The organism is Hydrogenophaga sp. UC242_50 (assembly GCF_042697355.1).
Lineage (GTDB): Bacteria > Pseudomonadota > Gammaproteobacteria > Burkholderiales > Burkholderiaceae_C > Hydrogenophaga.
The window spans coordinates 2,936,833-2,952,597 of record NZ_CP170553.1 but is presented as its reverse complement, the minus strand read 5'-3'; the positions used below and the strand labels follow the sequence as shown (position 1 = coordinate 2,952,597).

General features: G+C 69.4%; 11 protein-coding genes and 4 pseudogenes. 6 read left to right on the top strand and 9 right to left on the bottom strand.

Annotated features, from left to right (window positions below):
• Positions 1 to 4 precede the first annotated feature (4 nt).
• Positions 5 to 1,550, bottom strand: a pseudogene (locus tag ACFJGX_RS15180) (methyl-accepting chemotaxis protein).
• Between the two features lie 485 nt (positions 1,551 to 2,035).
• Between ACFJGX_RS15180 and ACFJGX_RS15175 the strand changes: the two are divergent.
• Positions 2,036 to 2,494 carry a Crp/Fnr family transcriptional regulator gene (locus ACFJGX_RS15175; protein ID WP_382326486.1) on the top strand — a complete coding sequence of 153 codons (459 nt, stop codon included), beginning with the start codon at positions 2,036 to 2,038 and terminating at the stop codon, positions 2,492 to 2,494.
• A gap of 12 nt (positions 2,495 to 2,506) precedes the next feature.
• Here the strand turns inward: ACFJGX_RS15175 and ACFJGX_RS15170 are convergent, their stop codons facing one another.
• The 4 genes and pseudogenes from ACFJGX_RS15170 to ACFJGX_RS15155 form a co-directional block, all read right to left on the bottom strand.
• Positions 2,507 to 2,947, bottom strand: a complete 441-nt coding sequence (locus ACFJGX_RS15170; protein WP_382325394.1) for a nucleoside deaminase — start codon at positions 2,945 to 2,947, stop codon at positions 2,507 to 2,509.
• Between the two features lie 26 nt (positions 2,948 to 2,973).
• A pseudogene (locus tag ACFJGX_RS15165) lies at positions 2,974 to 4,138 on the bottom strand (mechanosensitive ion channel family protein).
• A gap of 44 nt (positions 4,139 to 4,182) precedes the next feature.
• A complete protein-coding gene (locus tag ACFJGX_RS15160; RefSeq protein ID WP_382325398.1) occupies positions 4,183 to 5,163 on the bottom strand; it encodes an AraC family transcriptional regulator in 981 nt (326 codons plus the stop codon).
• A gap of 6 nt (positions 5,164 to 5,169) precedes the next feature.
• Positions 5,170 to 5,589: an OsmC family protein gene (locus ACFJGX_RS15155; RefSeq protein WP_382325400.1), complete on the bottom strand. Its 420-nt coding sequence runs from the start codon at positions 5,587 to 5,589 to the stop codon at positions 5,170 to 5,172.
• Between the two features lie 373 nt (positions 5,590 to 5,962).
• On the opposite strand from ACFJGX_RS15155, the gene ACFJGX_RS15150 reads away from it, so the two are divergent.
• The 4 genes and pseudogenes from ACFJGX_RS15150 (at position 5,963) to ACFJGX_RS15135 (ending at position 9,462) form a co-directional block, all read left to right on the top strand.
• Positions 5,963 to 6,775, top strand: a complete 813-nt coding sequence (locus ACFJGX_RS15150; RefSeq protein ID WP_382325402.1) for a class I SAM-dependent methyltransferase — start codon at positions 5,963 to 5,965, stop codon at positions 6,773 to 6,775.
• Positions 6,776 to 6,789: 14 nt separating this feature from the next.
• Positions 6,790 to 7,617, top strand: coding sequence for a class I SAM-dependent methyltransferase (locus ACFJGX_RS15145; protein ID WP_382325404.1), 828 nt, complete (start codon positions 6,790 to 6,792; stop codon positions 7,615 to 7,617).
• A 53-nt stretch (positions 7,618 to 7,670) separates the two neighbouring features.
• A pseudogene (locus ACFJGX_RS15140) lies at positions 7,671 to 8,968 on the top strand (NAD(P)/FAD-dependent oxidoreductase).
• A gap of 20 nt (positions 8,969 to 8,988) precedes the next feature.
• Positions 8,989 to 9,462, top strand: a complete 474-nt coding sequence (locus tag ACFJGX_RS15135) for an EVE domain-containing protein (protein ID WP_382325407.1) — start codon at positions 8,989 to 8,991, stop codon at positions 9,460 to 9,462.
• 6 nt (positions 9,463 to 9,468) lie between these two features.
• Here the strand turns inward: ACFJGX_RS15135 and ACFJGX_RS15130 are convergent.
• Positions 9,469 to 10,472, bottom strand: a pseudogene (locus ACFJGX_RS15130) (formylglycine-generating enzyme family protein).
• 6 nt (positions 10,473 to 10,478) lie between these two features.
• Positions 10,479 to 11,327 carry a cupin-like domain-containing protein gene (locus ACFJGX_RS15125; protein WP_382325411.1) on the bottom strand — a complete coding sequence of 283 codons (849 nt, stop codon included), beginning with the start codon at positions 11,325 to 11,327 and terminating at the stop codon, positions 10,479 to 10,481.
• Positions 11,328 to 11,551: 224 nt separating this feature from the next.
• On the opposite strand from ACFJGX_RS15125, the gene ACFJGX_RS15120 reads away from it, so the two are divergent.
• Entirely contained in the window at positions 11,552 to 11,950 is a 399-nt protein-coding gene (locus tag ACFJGX_RS15120) for a hypothetical protein (protein WP_382157099.1), read from the top strand.
• A 56-nt stretch (positions 11,951 to 12,006) separates the two neighbouring features.
• On the opposite strand, the gene ACFJGX_RS15115 is transcribed toward ACFJGX_RS15120, so the two are convergent.
• Both ACFJGX_RS15115 and ACFJGX_RS15110 read right to left on the bottom strand, forming a co-directional pair.
• Positions 12,007 to 12,627, bottom strand: coding sequence for a LysE family translocator (locus ACFJGX_RS15115; protein WP_382325413.1), 621 nt, complete (start codon positions 12,625 to 12,627; stop codon positions 12,007 to 12,009).
• A gap of 26 nt (positions 12,628 to 12,653) precedes the next feature.
• A complete protein-coding gene (locus ACFJGX_RS15110; RefSeq protein ID WP_382326484.1) occupies positions 12,654 to 15,761 on the bottom strand; it encodes an error-prone DNA polymerase in 3,108 nt (1,035 codons plus the stop codon).
• Positions 15,762 to 15,765: the final 4 nt, after the last annotated feature.

Genomic DNA, 15,765 nt, shown 5'->3' with positions numbered 1-15,765 from the left:
CTCCTCAGGCAAAGATGCCCACCGCGCTCTTCATGCTCTGCGACTGGTGGTTCAGGGCGTTGGCCGCGGCGGCGCTCTGCTCCACCAGCGCCGCGTTCTGCTGTGTCATTTCGTCGAGCCGCCCCACGGCGGTGTTGAGCTGCTCCATCTCGCGGGTCTGCTGCACCGAGGCCGCGTTGACGGTGGTGATCAGCCGCGTGAGGTCGCTCACCTGCGCCACGATCTCGTTCATGCGCGCCCCCGTGGCCTCGACCTGGGTGGCGCCCTCGCGGATGCCGGCCAGGCTGCCGTCGATCAGTTCGCGGATCTCCCTGGCCGCGTTCGCGCTGCGCTGCGCCAGCGTGCGCACCTCGGTGGAGACCACCGCGAAACCCCGCCCCTGCTCGCCCGCGCGCGCGGCCTCCACGGCGGCGTTGAGCGCCAGGATGTTGGTCTGGAAGGCGATGCCGTCCACGATGTCCACGAACTCGGCGATGCGGTGGCTCGAGCGCGTGATCTGCTCCATGGTGCGCGCCATCGCCCGCATGGCCTCGCCGCCCGAACTCGCCACCTCGCTGGTCTGGCGCGCCAGCGTGGCCGCGTCCTGGGCCGCGCTCGCGTTCTGCCGCATGGTCGCCACCAGCTGCTCCATGGACGACGCGGTCTGCTGCAGGTTGGCGGCGGTCTGTTCGGTGCGGCTGCTCAGGTCGTCGTTGCCGTGGGCGATCTCGCCGCTGGCCGACCGAGACCCCGGTGGCCTGGGTCGACATGTCGGCCAGCAGCGAGCGCAGGTTCAGCGCCGACTGGTTCACGGTCAACAACAGCATGCCGATCTCGTCCACCCGGTTCAGGCTGGCCAGCCCGCCAGCGTGCCCGCTGGCCACGCGCTGGGCCTGCCGCAGCACCAGCTTGAGCGGCGCGGCCAGTTGCCGCTGCAACCACAGCGCGCTCCCCGCCAGCAGCAGCACCAGCAGGCCCACGGTCCACGCGGCGCGCCCGGCCGGCAGGCCCGAGAACGCCAGGGCGGCGGCCATGCCCAGGCCGGGCAGCAGCAGCGCCAGGCGGATGCGCCCGCTCACGCCCAGCCAGCCGTTCCAGGACAGCCAGGCCAGCGGGCCGCTGCGCACCACCAGCCCGCGAAAGAAGCGCCAGCCCTGCGCCCGGCCTTCGCGAAAGCGCCGGTACAGCGCCTCGGCGCCCTGCACCTCCTCGCGGCCCGGCTTGGTGCGCACCGAGAGGTAACCCGTGAGCACGCCGTTGCGCATCACCGGCGCGGCGTTGGCGCGCACCCAGTAGTGGTCGCCGTTCTTGCGCCGGTTCTTCACCAGGGCCGACCAGGGCATGCCCTGGCGCAGCGTGGCCCACATGTCGGCAAAGGCCTGGGCCGGCATGTCGGGGTGGCGCACCAGGTTGTGGGGCTGGCCGATGAGCTCTTCGGCGGTGAAGCCGCTGACCTCCACGAACGCCGCGTTGGCATGAACGATGTGGCTCTGCGTGTCCGTGGTCGACAGCAGGGTGCTGCGTTCATCGAACTCGTATTCCTGCTGCGTCACGGGCTGGTTGTTTCGCATGGGCAAGTGTCTCGCTCTCAATGAGGTGGGGGTCTCGCACCACGGTCCGCAGAGGACCGCATGTGACCCCATTTCGGCACACAAGCGCCTTGAGGCATCTCAAAAAACGCAGCAGAAAACCGGGAATCTGCAACGGATGTGACGCAGCACGCGTTTCCAGGCCCCTGTTTCGCGTCTACTGGGGAGGAACCCTTGTTTAAATCCCGGGGCCCCTATGAAACAGCCGACCGCGCCCACCGATGCCACGCCTGTCCCGCCGCCCCGCTGCCGGACGCGTTGCGGCCATTGCGCCACGCTGCAGGTCTGCCTCATGGGCGGTCTGCCGGACGCCTCGCGCGAGCTGCTGGCCTCGTGCATCGAGGAATCGGCCTTCGGCAAGGGCGATGCGCTCCAGCTCGAAGGCGTGGTGGCGCAGCGCATCTCCATCATCAAGATCGGCGCCGTGATCGCCGACCCGACAGGGCGAGGACGGGCAGCCGCACCCGGTGGCCCTGCTCGGCCGGGGCAAGACCCTCGGGGGCTACGCGGTCTATGGGCACCAGGAGCAGATCGGCGCCCAGGCCCTCTCCACCGGGCGGGTCTGCAGCGTGGACGTGCCCGACTTCTACCGCCTGGGCGTGGTGGACCGCCAGTTCCACGCCTGCATCCAGGCGCACATCGTGGACGCGCACGGCCAGCTGGCCGACTGGTCGCGCGTCATGCGCATCAAGGGCTTGCAGCAGAAACTGCTCGCCACGCTGCAGCTGTACGCGCGCGAGCAGCGCAGTCAGGCGATCCGCCTGCCCAGCCACGTGGCGCTGGCCGCCCTGCTCTCCACCACGCGCGAGACCATCGCGCGTTCGCTGCGCCAGCTGGAGGCGGCCGGCCACATCCTGCGGCACGACCGCTGGCACTGCGAAGTGGTCAGGCCGCGCGGCACCGGAGAGGCCACGGCCAGCCCCTGACCCCGCGCCGCCTCAGGGCTCGCCGATGTCCTCGTTCCAGAGCCCGGGCTCGGCGGCGATGAAGTCCCGCATCAGGTGCACGCAGCTCGGTTCCTGCAGCACCTGCACCTCCACGCCCCGGCCGCGCAGCCAGTCTTCCTCGCCCAGGAAGGTCTGGTTCTCGCCCACCACCACCTTCGGGATGCCGTAGAGCGCGATCGCGCCGCTGCACATCGGGCACGGCGAGAGCGTGGTGTAGATCACCGATTCCTGGTAGACCCGCGCGGGCTGCCGGCCTGCGTTTTCCAGCGCGTCCATCTCGCCGTGCAGGATGGCGCTGCCCTGCTGCACCCGCCGGTTGTGGCCGCGTCCGATGATGCGGCCCTGGTGCACGAGCACCGAGCCGATCGGGATGCCCCCTTCCTCGCGGCCCAGCCGGGCTTCGTCGATGGCGGCTTGCATGAACGGGTCCATGGGGTTTCCTTTCAAAAAAATCGTGTTCAGCCACGGCCCGGTGGCGGGCTGGGCGTGCTGGGCGTCTCCATTTCGGCCGCGCCACCCTCCACCGGCGGCGGTCCGTTGACCACGGGGCCCGATGCCGCCGGCTCGGGCGGGTCGAGCTCGGCCCGGTGGCGCGGCAGATAGCCCGGGTACTCGCGCTGGATGAAGTCGATCAGGTGCTCGCGCACATGGCAGCGCAGGTCCCACGCCGCGGGGGCCGAGGCGGCCGTGACGAGGCAGCGCAGCTGCATCGCCTTCTCGCCCGCTTCGGTCACCTGCAGCAGCGCGAAGCGCCTGTCCCAGTGGGGCGACTTCTCGCAGGCCGCCTGCAAGGCCTCGCGCAGAGGCGCCAGCGGCATGCGGTAGTCCACCCAGAGAAACACCGTGCCGATGAGCTCCGAGGTGCGGCGCGTCCAGTTCTGGAACGGTTTTTCGATCCAGTACTGCAGCGGCACCACCAGGCGCCGCTGATCCCAGATGCGCACCACCACGTAGGTGCCGGTGATCTCCTCGATCACGCCCCACTCGTTCTCCACGATCACCACGTCGTCGATGCGGATCGGCTGGCTCAGGCCGATCTGCAGGCCCGCGATCAGGTTGCCCAGCACCGGCCGCGCCGCGAAACCCGCCACGATGCCCACCACGCCCGCCGAAGCCAGCAGGCTGGTGCCGATCTGGCGCACGGCCGGGAAGGTCATGAGCATCAGCGACACGCCGATCAGCACCACCAGCCCCTGCACGGTGCGCGAGAGCACCATGGTCTGGGTCTGGATGCGGCGCGCCGAGAGGTTGTCCGACACCGCCAGCGGGTTGGCCTCGTTCACGCCCCGCGCCACGCCCTGCACCACGCGCGCCAGCAGCCAGGTGAACACGCCGATGAGCAGCAGCGTGAGCAGGCGATCCACCCCCGGCAGGCCTTCAGGGCCCTGCTGCCAGGCCAGATTGAGGGCCAGCAGCTGCAGCGCCAGGTGCGCCGGCGCCTCGATGGCGCGCCCCACGCTGCGCCACCATGGGGGCGCGCTGCGCGGCGCGCCGCACCACGCGGCGGCCGACCCGGAACAGTAGCTCGGCCAGCAGGCACAGCGGCAGCACGAGCACCAGGGTGGGCAGCCAGGCGGCGAGAAACGGGGGGAAACCTTCGGGGAGCCAGTCAACCATGTTCATGGCCCATCGTAGCCAGAACCGCGCCCGGCGGAAAACCGCGCCGATCAGGTCGGTTCGGTCAACTCCTCCTGCGCCGCGCGCCGGCGCCGCCAGGTGGCCGGTGGCACGCCGTACTCGCGCCGGAACGCGCGGATGAACGCCGTGTCGGTCTGGTAGCCCACGTCCTCGGCGATGCGCGAGAGCGGTGCCTTGCTGCGGCACAGCAGGTTGGCCGCGAGCATCATGCGCCACTGGATCAGGTACTGCATGGGCGAGCTGCCCACCAGGTGCTGGAAGCGTTCGGCCAGCACCGAGCGCGAAGTGCCCGCCTCGCGCGCGAGTTCCTCCAGCGTCCAGGCGTGCGCCGGGCGCTGGTGCAGCGCGTTGAGCGCGGCGCCCACCACGCGGTCGCCCAGGCCCGCGAGCCAGCCGGTGCGGCCCGCGCTCTGCTCGTTGATGTAGAGCCGCAGCACCTCGATGAACAGCACCTCGGCCAGCTTGGACAACACGCCCGCACCGCCCGGCCGGGGCGAGCGCGCCTCGGCCAGCGCGTAGCGCACCGAGGCTTCCAGCCAGGTGCCCGCGTTCGATCCGCGCACGTTCACCCGCACCAGCGGCGGCAGCCCGGCCAGCAGCAGGCGGGCCAGCCCCGCGTCGCAGGCCAGATAGCCGCACAGCAGCCGGGTCGGCGCACCGCCCCCGCCGTACATCAGCTGCCGGGGCCGGCGCTGCAGCAACTCCTTCAACGGCGTGGCGGGCGCGGGCGTGAGGCCGGGGGCCGATCCCATGCGGTGCGCATCGCCCTGCGAGAACACGATCACATCCCCCGCACCCAGCCGCACCGGCGGCTGGTGGTCCAGCTCCACGAAACACTCGCCCTCGGTGACCAGGTGAAAGATCACCACCCGTTCGGCGTCCGGCTCCAGCAGCGGCGCGGCCGCGTCGGCGCGCGGCGACTGGTAACACCAGGGCGCAGTGAAGCGGCCCTGGAGAAAGATGGCGCCCACCAGTTGCACCACGCGCAGGGTTTCGGACAGGGCGTCCATGCCTTCTCAGCCAGCATCGATGCGCAAGGCCAGCGGCGTCGCGGCCTGCAACGCGTTGGGAATCGGCGAGCGGCCCACCGCCGACTGCACCAGCGCGCGCAGGCGTTCGGGCGGCACGCCGTTCGCCTGCACGCGCACGGCCAACTGCACATCCCCTGGCCCGGCGTTCACCGCCTGCCCGTCGGCATCGCGCATGCCGAGCAGGCCGCGCGTGTCGGAGCGGCTGGTCGCTTTCACCTCCAGGCTGGTGAGTTCGACACCCTCGGCCGCCGCCGCCATCACGATGGAGGTGGTCGCGCAGGACGCCAGCCCCGCGCGGAACAGCCAGCCCGGCGTCACCAGATCGCCGGTGCCGCCGAGTTCGTTCGGCATGTCGGAAGGCACCTGCGTGCCGTTGGCGTGGCTGCGCCACCACGCGCGTGCCACCGGTCCAGCGCGCGGTGGCCGGGCCGTCCTCGTGCAAGCCGGTCTCGGGCCGGCGCTGCAGCACGGCTTGCACGCGCTGCAGGGCCTCTGCGATGTGTTGTTGCGTCACGGTGCACCTCCGAGCCGAGGCATTATGGGCGCCCTCCCCCCAGGCACCAAGGCAGCACGTCGGCTCATGCACCCGGGCCGGACGCTGGGACAGCATTTCCGGACGCGCGGTCAGCCGCGCCAGCGCCCCGGGCCAGATCCGGACGATCGGGCAGCCCTGAGCGCGCCTCGGGCAGGACACCGCACCCCCCTCGCGTTCCACTGCATGCCGGGCCATCGATCACCGCGGCCCGCACGCCAGCCACCCTTCAGCGAGACAAACACCATGAACGCACCGACCGACTTCCTTGCCCTGAAAACCCGCCAGCAGGCCGCCTGGGCCAGCGGCGACTACGCCGTCATCGGCACCACCCTGCAGCTCGTCGGCGAATCGCTCGCCGAGGCCTGCGACCTGCGCTGGGACGAGCGCGTGCTCGACGTGGCCGCCGGCAACGGCAACGCCACCCTGGCCGCGGCGCGCCGGGGCGCACGCGTCACCTCCACCGACTACGTGCCCACCCTGCTCGAACGCGGCGCCGAACGCGCGCAGGCCGAGCGGCTGGACGTGCAATTCCAGGTCGCCGACGTGGAAGAACTACCCTTCGACGATGCCAGCTTCGACGTGGTGCTCTCCACCTTCGGCGTGATGTTCGCGCCCGACCACGCCCGCAGCGCGGCCGAGATGGCGCGCGTCTGCCGCCCCGGCGGGCGCATCGGCCTGGCCAACTGGACGCCCGAAGGCTTCATCGGCCAGCTGTTCAAGACCCTGGGGCGCCAGCTGCCACCACCGGCCGGCGTGCAGCCGCCCTCGCTCTGGGGCACGGAGGCACATCTGCGCGAGCTCTTCGGGTCCACCGCCGCGAAGATCGACGCCACGCCCCGGCTGTTCAATTTCCGTTACCGCTCGGCCGCGCACTTCATCGACGTGTTCCGCACCTGGTACGGCCCGGTGCACAAGGCCTTCGCCGCGCTGCCACCCGACAAGGCCCAGGCGCTGGAGAGCGACCTCACCGAACTGCTCAACCGCCTCAACCGGGGCGGGCCCACCGCGCTGGTGGTGCCCAGCGAGTACCTCGAAATCGTCATCACCCGCCGCTGACGAAAGGGCCCACCATGGACGCGCGCCTTCAACGCCGCGTGCAGCGCTACGGCTGGGACCTGGCCGCGGACGACTACGAGGCGCTGTGGCAGGCCCAGTTGGCGCCCGCCCAGGCCCGCCTGCTGGAGCGCATGGCGCTGCAAACCGGTGAACACGTGCTCGATGTGGCCTGCGGCACCGGCCTGGTCACCCTGCGCGCCGCGCACAGCGTGGGGCCGCAGGGCCAGGCGATCGGGGTCGACCTCTCGGAACGCATGGTGCAGGCCGCCGAGCGCCGCGCGCGGGCCAGCGGGCAGCGCCACATGCGCTGGGAGCGCATGGACGCCGAACAGCTGGCGCTGGCCGATGCCAGCCTCGACGCCGCGCTGTGCGCCTTCGGACTCATGTACCTGCCCGAACCCGAGCAGGCCCTGAAAGAACTGGTGCGCGTGCTGCGCCCGGGGGGCCGCCTGGGATTGGCGGTGTGGGGCGAGCGAGCGCGCTGCGGCTGGTCGGCGCTGTTTCCCATCGTCGATGCCGAAGTGACCACCGAAGTCTGCCCGCTGTTCTTCCGCCTCGGCCAGGGCGACGCGCTGGCGCGGCTGTGCGGCCAGGCTGGCGCGACCGGGCTGCGGACCGAACGCCTGAACACCAGCCTTCACTACGCCAGCGGCGACGAAGCCTGCCGCGCCGCCTTCGCCGGCGGCCCGGTGGCACTCGCCTGGTCGCGCTTTGGCGACGAGGCGCGCGCGCGGGCCTGCGCCCGCTACCTCGACGCGCTCGCGCCCTGGCGCAGCGGCGCCGGCTACGCGGTGCCGGCCGAGTTCGTGCTCGTGACCGGCCACAAGCCCGAGCGAAGCTGAGGGAGGGCCGCGTCGTCTACAGTGGAAGCCGATCTTCCACTGGGACGAAAAGAATGCACACAAGAATCGTGATCGTGGGCGGCGGCGCGGGCGGCCTGGAACTGGCCTGCAAACTCGGGCGCAAGCTCGGCGCGGAGCAGGTCACCCTGGTCGACCAGCAGCTCTTCCACATCTGGAAACCCTCGCTGCACGAAGTCGCCGCCGGCACGCTGGACATCCACCAGGAAGGCCTGTCGTACGAAATGCTCGCGCACGACAACCGCTTCACCTTCTGCTTCGGCGCCATGACCGCGCTCGATGCCACCGGCAAGACCCTCACCGTGGCGCCCATCACCGACGAAACCGGCGATGAACTCATCCCCGAGCGCACCCTGCCCTTCGACCAGCTGGTGATCGCGGTCGGCAGCACGGCCAACCACTTCAACGTGCCCGGCGCGGCCGAACACACGCTCTCGCTCAACCGCCCGGCCGACGCCGAACACTTCCGCCTGCGCATGCTCAAGCTGCTCACCGCGGCCGAACTGCGCAAGAGCGCGGGCTCGCAAGCCCAGGTGCGCGTGGTCATCATCGGCGGCGGCGCCACCGGCGTGGAACTCGCGGCCGAGCTGCGCGAAGCCAGCGTGGTGCACTCGCGCTACGGCTTTCGCCGGCTCGACCCGCACCGCGACGTGCAGATCACCCTGCTCGAAGGCGCGGCCCGCATCCTCGCGCCGCTGCCCGAAAAGTGTCCACCGCCGCCGCGCAGCTGCTGCGCGAACGCCACGTCACCATCGAAACCAACTGCCGCGTCGCGCGCATCACGCCCGAGCAGGTGGAAGACGCCACCGGCCGCGTGTTCGCGGCCGACATCGTGGTCTGGGCCGCCGGCATCAAGGCCCCCGACGTGCTGGGCACGCTCGGCCTGCCCACCACCCGCGCCGGCCTGCTGGAGGTGGAAGGCAACCTGCTGGTGAAAGGCCAGACCGACCTCTACGCGCTGGGCGACTGCGCCGCCTGCCCCACGGCCGATGGCGGCTTCGTGCCCCCACGCGCGCAGGCCGCGCACCAGCAGGCCAGCTACCTCGTTGACGCGCTGCTGCGCCGCGCCAACGACCGGCCCGCGAGCACCCGGCCCTACGTCTACAAGGACCACGGCTCGCTGGTTTCGCTGGGCACGCAGACCTCGGTCGGCAACCTCATGGGCAACCTGTTCCGCTCCACCTGGTACGTGCAAGGCATGTTCGCCCGCATGATGTACGTGAGCCTGCACCTGATGCACCACCAGGCCGTGCTCGGCACACTGCGCACCGGCGTGCTGGCGGTGGCGCGTTTCCTGGTGAAGCGGGCGACACCGCTGGTGAAGCTGCATTGAGGCAGAGAAAGGACACCACCATGACCCAATACTGGCTGATGAAATCCGAGCCCGACGAGTGCTCGATCGACGACGCGCTCGCCGCCCCGAAAGCCACCGTGCCCTGGACCGGTGTGCGCAACTACCAGGCCCGCAACTTCATGCGCGACGGCATGCAGGTCGGCGATGGCGTGCTGTTCTACCACTCCAGCTGCCCCGAACCGGGCATCGTCGGCATCGCGCGCGTGGCCTCCACCACGCGGCCGGATCCCACGCAGTTCGACGCGAAGTCGCCCTATTTCGACGCCGCGTCGAAACCCGACGCGCCGCGCTGGCTGCTGCTGGACGTGCAGGCCCTGCGCAAGACGCGGCTGATCGGACTGCCCGAATTGCGCGACACGCCCGAACTGGCCGACATGGTGGTGCTCAAGCGCGGCAACCGGCTCTCGATCACACCGGTGAGCGTTGAGCACTGGAGGCTCATCACCGACCAGCTGGCCGGCGATCGAAAGTAGCGCCGCTCAACGAGCGGCTTCGCGCACCAGCCGGATGCCCACCAGCGTGTAGCGCGTCTGCACCGTGTTCCAGTTGCGGAACGCGCACCGCGTGTACAAGGGCCAGGTGTGCCAGGAGCCGCCCCGGCGCACTTTCACCACACCATCGGCCGGGCCCGTCGGGTCGTCCACGGGCGACTGCGCGTAGTAGTCGTCCCCGTGCCAGTCCGACACCCACTCCCACACATTGCCATGCATGTCGTGCAAGCCAAAGGCGTTCGCGGTGTAAGAGCCCACGGGCGCCGTGAACGCATGGCCATCGCGACCGGGCACCGCCCGATCGCGCCAGGCCGGCCAGTTCGCGGCAGCGTCTTCGTCGAACGTGTTGCCCACCCCGATCAGCCCCGCCGGGTCGTCGCCATGCTGGTAGCGGCCCGTGCCGCCGGCACGGCACGCGTACTCCCACTCGGCCTCCGTCGGCAGGCGGTAGGCGCGGCCCTCCTGCTGTGACAGCCAGCGGGCCAGCGCGACCGCGTCGTTCCAGGTGACGTTCACCACCGGGTGGTCTTCGCCCTGCGCGAAGCCGGGGTTCTGCCAGGAGTAGCGCGGGGACCGCCCCTCGAACGCATCGCGCCGGGGGCTGGTGGCGGGGTCGTAGGCCGGGTTGTAGCCATAGCCCCCGGTGCCGTCCGCGATCGATTCGGGCACATGGCCCGAGCGCCGCAGGAACGCCCGGAACTGACCCACCGTGATCTCGTGCCGGCTCATCTCGAAGGGCTTGGTGATGCGCACGCGGTGCACCGGGGCTTCGTCCGACAAGCCCTCGAAGCGGGACCGCTCCAAGGCGGATAGGCCGCCGCCAGCGCCTGCACCGATTCGTCGCTGCCCATCAGGAACTCGCCCGCCGGCACTCGAACGAACGAAATGCCGAGGGAATCGACGGTGGTGGTGCGCGGTGTGGCGCACGCCGCGAGAAGCGCCACCAGGGCCAGCGATGCCCAGGTGAACACAGCAGCGCCTCTGGGACCCATCGTCGTTTACGCGGTCAAGCGCGCGTACCCTCGAAATGCCAAGGCCTTCAAGGAATCCATGCGATGGCTCTGGCCCACCGCCATGGGCGAGGTCCCCCATTTCTTCCGCACCCGGTGGTTGAACCTCATCGCGTTGAGCTGCTTGAGCGTTCGGGTGTCGTTGAAGAAAATTGACAAGGTCACCGACACCTCGGGACCATTTTTCACGTGATGCCCGGCCAGGAAAGGGATATGAAGCGCGTCCCCCGGTGCGCAGTGGTACGACACCCCCAGGCCCTCGCAATCGGGCTTCCATTTGAGGGCGCCCACCTCGCGCTCCATGTGCGACTCGTACTCGGGCTGCGTGATGACGCGCTTGTCCAAGGGCGGAAAAACGGTGACCTCTTTCGAGCCCGCGATCTGCAGCAGGAAATTCGATGCCCGATCGAAATGGAAGGGCGTGATGCTGTGGGGCGACGAGAGAAAGATGTAGGAGCGGGGCTCGATGGGCACGCCATGGCCGCGCGCTTTCACGGTCCGGGCGATGTCCTTCACCAGGTCGTCGTGAAGCCCGCGGAAGGCGGGGTGGCTTTCCGGCTCCCGGATCATGATGTACGAGTTCGACGTCGGGAGGTTCTCGACGATCTTTTCGATCGGCAAGGCTTTGCGCCCCTCGGTGATGGCCGTCTCGAAGTCCTCGTCCTTGCTCATCTTGTGGCCCGAAAAATAGATGAGATCCTTGTTGATTTCGGGGATGGCGCGCTGGATGTTTTCCAGGTTCAACGCGGGGTGTTCGAACAGTTTCTGTTTGAACTGGAAGGACACCTTGTCGATCATGGAAGACATCTCCATGTCCGTGTCGAATACCTGGTACATCGAATCTCCTGTGGAACGCGGTCGGGCCGTGGCATTGTGCGGTGCCTTCGCCGCGCTTCCTGGATGGCCAGCGGCATATCAGGGCAAAAATCACGAAGGATGGAAAGACCGCGCCGGGCCAGCGTTGCTGCTTCTCCTACATGGCTCGGCGCGCTTTTCCTACGGAGGGCATGCAGCCGCAGGGCGAAGATGAAGTTTCTCGAAACCCTCAGGAGATTAAAACCATGTACATCAAGACACTCACCGCCATCACCCTGTGCGCCGCCTCTGCCATCGCATCGGCCCAGGCCATGACCAAGGCCGAATACGACGCGGCTAAAGACCGCGTCGAGATGAACTACAAGACCGCCAAGAAGTCCTGCGATGCCCTCAAGGACAACGCCAAGGACATTTGCGAAGTCGAAGCCAAGGGCAAGGAAAAGGTCGAGAAGGCCGAGCTGGAGCACAAGTACAAGGCCACGCTGGGCAACGCCCGCAAGCTCGAGGAAGTCAAGGCGGACACCACCTACGACCTCGCCAAGGAAAAATGCGAAGACCAGGCCGGTGACGCCCAGAAGGTGTGCAAGGCGGACGCCAAGGCGGTTCACGACCGTGCTGTGAAGGCCGCCAAGGAAAAGGCTTAAACAGCTTCTCCCATCGCGCGAACCGCCCTTCGGGGCGGTTTTTTTGAGCCGCCCCCTCAGCCGCGCAGTGGCAGCGCCAGGCCAATGGCCACGAAGATGCCGCCGCAGACCTGGTTGAAGCGCTTGCCCACGCGGCGCAGCCAGGGGCTGATGCGCGCGGCCATGCCGGCGATGAACAGCTCGGTGATGGCCTCGACCAGAGCGAAGGTGCCGGCCATGATCAGGAACTGCAGCAGCAGGCTGCGGTGCGGGTCGATGAACTGCGGCAGGAAGGCCGCGAAGAACAGGATGCCCTTGGGGTTGGTGACGGCGGACAGGGCCCCCTGCCGGAACAGCGAGCCGCCTGAGCGCGCCGGCCCGGCCCGGTCGCCTTCGGTGAGCTGCACGCCCACGGGCGGCGAGCGCCAGACCTGAATGCCCAGCCACACGAGGTAGGCGCCGCCGAGCCACTTCAGCGCGGTGAGCCACACCAGCGAGGTCTGCAGCAGCGCGCCGATGCCGAACATGGACAGCGCGATGACCGCCACGAAGCCCAGCGTGCCGCCGAAGATGGTGAACAGCGTCTTGCGCTGGCCGTGCAGCACCCCATGCGTGAGCGCGAGCAGTCCGTTGGGGCCGGGCGAGAGGGACAGGCCGGCGGCGGCCAGCAGGTAGATGAGCCAGGTGTCGAGGTTCATGGGGGCGATGCTAGCGCCGATGGGCCTCAATGGAAATCCCGACTCACGGTGGACAGGCCGTTGAGCAGGGGCGTGAGGTCTTCGAGGTGGCCGGCGATGAGGTTGCGCGCCTCGCCCTCGCGCTGCCACACGCCACGCACGGCCAGCAGGCGCGCGCCGGTGAGCACGGCGCGCTGGCGTTCGCGGATGCGTTGCCACACGATGACCTGCACCACGCCGGTTTCGTCTTCCAGGCTCACGAACACCACGCCCGAGGAGGTGCCGGGCTGCTGGCGCAGGGTGACGATGCCGCAGTGGCGCACGAGGCGGCCGTTGGGCGCGTCCTTGAGTTGTTCGGCGGTCATGAGCCGGCGTTGCGCGAGTTCTTCGCGCAGCAGGGCGAGCGGGTGGCGGCGCAGGGTGAGGCCCAGGCTGGCGTAGTCCCACACGATGGCTTCGCCTTCGGGTGCGGGCGGCAGGGCCAGCGGGGCTTCGTCCACCGGCGCGCCCTTGAGCAAGGCCGGTGGCGGGCGCAGCGCGGCGGCGTCCCACACCTGCTGGCGGCGGTGGCCGCTCAGGCCCATGAGGGCGTCGGCGGCGGCGAGCGCTTTCATCTGCGGCTGGTCCAGGCCGGCGCGGCGCGCGAGGTCTTGCGCGTTGCGGAAGGCTTGTTGCGCGCGCGCCTGCACGATGCGCTCGGCCGCTTCCTGGCCGATGCCACTGACCAGGCGCATGCCCAGGCGCACCGCGCCATCGGCGTCGAGGATGCTGTCGCGGTCGCTGTGCAGCACGTCCACCGGCCGCACGACCACGCCGTGGCGTTTCGCGTCCTGCACCAGCTGGCTGGGCGTGTAGAAACCCAGCGGCTGGCTGTTGAGCAGCGCGGTGAGGAACTCGGCCGGGTGGTGGCATTTGATCCACGCGCTCACATAGACCAGCAGCGCGAAGCTGGCGGCGTGGCTTTCGGGAAAGCCGTAGCTGGAGAAACCTTTGATCTGCTCGAAGATGCTTTTGGCGAACTCGGGCTCGTAGTCACGATCGGTCATGCCCTTGATCAGCCGCTGCTCGTATTTCTGCACGTTGCCGTGGCGTTTCCAGGCGGCCATGGCGCGGCGCAATTCGTCGGCCTCGCCGGGTGTGAAGCCGGCCGCGAGCACGGCGATCTGCATGCACTGCTCCTGAAAGATGGGCACGCCCATCGTGCGGCCCAACGCCGCCCTCAAGGCCCTTCCGCCCTCCGGCCCGGGAAAGCTCACCGGTACCTTGCCCTGCCGCCGGTTCAGATAAGGATGCACCGCCCCACCCTGGATGGGCCCGGGCCGCACCAGCGCGACCTCGATCACGAGGTCGTAATAAGAACGTGGCCTCAAGCGCGGCAGCATGCTCATCTGCGCGCGGCTCTCGATCTGGAACACGCCCACGGTGTCGGCGGCGCAAATCATGTCGTAGGTCGGGCCGTCGTTGTCCGGGATGTCCTGCATGCAGAACGCCCGCCCGTCTTTGTCACCGAGCAGGGCCATCGCCTTGCGCAGCGCGGTGAGCATGCCCAGCGCGAGCACGTCCACCTTGAGCAGGCCGACGGCGTCGAGGTCGTCCTTGTCCCACTCGATCACGGTGCGGTCTTTCATGGTGGCGTTCTCGATCGGCACCAGGCGCGAGAGCGGCAACTGCGTGAGCACGAAGCCGCCGGTGTGCTGCGAGAGGTGGCGCGGAAAGCCCATGAGGGTGGAGGTGAGTTCCAGCAGCTGGCGCACCTTCAGCTGCCCGGTGTCGAGGCCGGCCTCCTGGAGCCGTTCGGGCGCGATCGCGTGCCCGTCCCACCAGCGCGACTGTTTGGCCAGCACATCGAGCGAGCCTTCCGCAAAGCCCAGGGCCTTGCCCACGTCGCGCAGCGCGCTGCGCGGGCGGTAGCTGATGACGGTGGCGGTGAGCGCGGCGCGCTCGCGGCCGTATTTCCCGTACAGGTACTGGATGACTTCCTCGCGCCGCTCGTGCTCGAAGTCCACGTCGATGTCGGGCGGTTCGTCGCGTTCGCGCGAGATGAAGCGCTCGAACAGCAGGCCCGTGCGCCCCGGGTCCACTTCGGTGATGCCCAGGCAGTAACACACCACGCTGTTGGCCGCCGAGCCCCGGCCCTGGCACAGGATGGCTTTCGAGCGGGCGAAGGCCACGATGTCGTGCACCGTCAGAAAGTAATGCTCGTACCGCTTGTAGGCGATGAGTTCCAGCTCGTGCTCGATCTGTTTCGCAAACGCCTCGGGCGTGCCCTGCGGCCACCGCCTGCGGGCACCTTCTTCGGTCAGCTGGCGCAGGTGGCTCTGCGGCGTTTCTCCCTCGGGAATCACCTCGCTCGGGTACTGGTAGCGCAGTTCGTCCAGCGAAAAATCGCAGCGCGCGGCCACCGCCAGGGTTTCGGCCAGCAGGTCGGCGGGGTAGAGCTGACCCAGCGTGAGGCGCGCGCGCAGGCGCTGCTCGGCGCTGGGCTCCAGCGCGAAGCCGCATTCGGTGAGCGGCTTGCCGATGCGCGTGGCGGTGAGCACGTCGTGCAGGGGTTTGCGCGAGCGCACGTGCATGCGCACGTCGCCCACGGCCACCAGCGGCACGGCGGTGAGCGCGCTGCTCTGGCGCAGCTGGTGCAGGCGCATTTCGTCGTCGAAACGGCAGAGCTGTTCCACGCCGAGCCAGCAGCGGCCCATGAAGTGCTGCAGCAGCCAACGCGCGATGGTGTCCATCGGATCCTGGTCGCTGTGGCGGTCGGGCACGGCGATCACCACGCAGTCGGCCAGGGCCGCGGCATCGATGTCGCCGACCGTCAACCGGTAGGTGCCCTTGGGGGCGCTGCGGCGCAGGCGGGTGATGAATTCGCACAGGTTGCCGTAGCCGTTGAGGTTGCAGGCCAGCACGACCAGGGTGAAGGGCGCGTCGCACCGCACCTGGAACTGGCTGCCGATCAGCAGCTTGAAGCCGTGCTTTTTCGCGGCGACGTGGGCGCGCACCACGCCGGCCAGGGAACACTCGTCCACCAGGGCCAGGGCGCGGTAGCCCAGGGCTTGCGCGCGCTCGACCAGTTCCTCGGGGTGGCTGGCGCCGCGCAGGAAGCTGAAGTTCGAGAGGCAGCGCAGCTCGGCGTAATCGGGAAGGGCATCGGCGTTCATGGCG

Coding starts and splice junctions, on each gene's coding strand:
- ACFJGX_RS15170 (WP_382325394.1), bottom strand. CDS start 2,947: ATGGACCCGTTCATGCAAGCCGCCATCGACGAAGCCCGGCTGGGCCGC.
- ACFJGX_RS15160 (WP_382325398.1), bottom strand. CDS start 5,163: ATGGACGCCCTGTCCGAAACCCTGCGCGTGGTGCAACTGGTGGGCGCC.
- ACFJGX_RS15150 (WP_382325402.1), top strand. CDS start 5,963: ATGAACGCACCGACCGACTTCCTTGCCCTGAAAACCCGCCAGCAGGCC.
- ACFJGX_RS15145 (WP_382325404.1), top strand. CDS start 6,790: ATGGACGCGCGCCTTCAACGCCGCGTGCAGCGCTACGGCTGGGACCTG.
- ACFJGX_RS15135 (WP_382325407.1), top strand. CDS start 8,989: ATGACCCAATACTGGCTGATGAAATCCGAGCCCGACGAGTGCTCGATC.
- ACFJGX_RS15125 (WP_382325411.1), bottom strand. CDS start 11,327: ATGTACCAGGTATTCGACACGGACATGGAGATGTCTTCCATGATCGAC.
- ACFJGX_RS15120 (WP_382157099.1), top strand. CDS start 11,552: ATGTACATCAAGACACTCACCGCCATCACCCTGTGCGCCGCCTCTGCC.
- ACFJGX_RS15115 (WP_382325413.1), bottom strand. CDS start 12,627: ATGAACCTCGACACCTGGCTCATCTACCTGCTGGCCGCCGCCGGCCTG.
- ACFJGX_RS15110 (WP_382326484.1), bottom strand. CDS start 15,761: ATGAACGCCGATGCCCTTCCCGATTACGCCGAGCTGCGCTGCCTCTCG.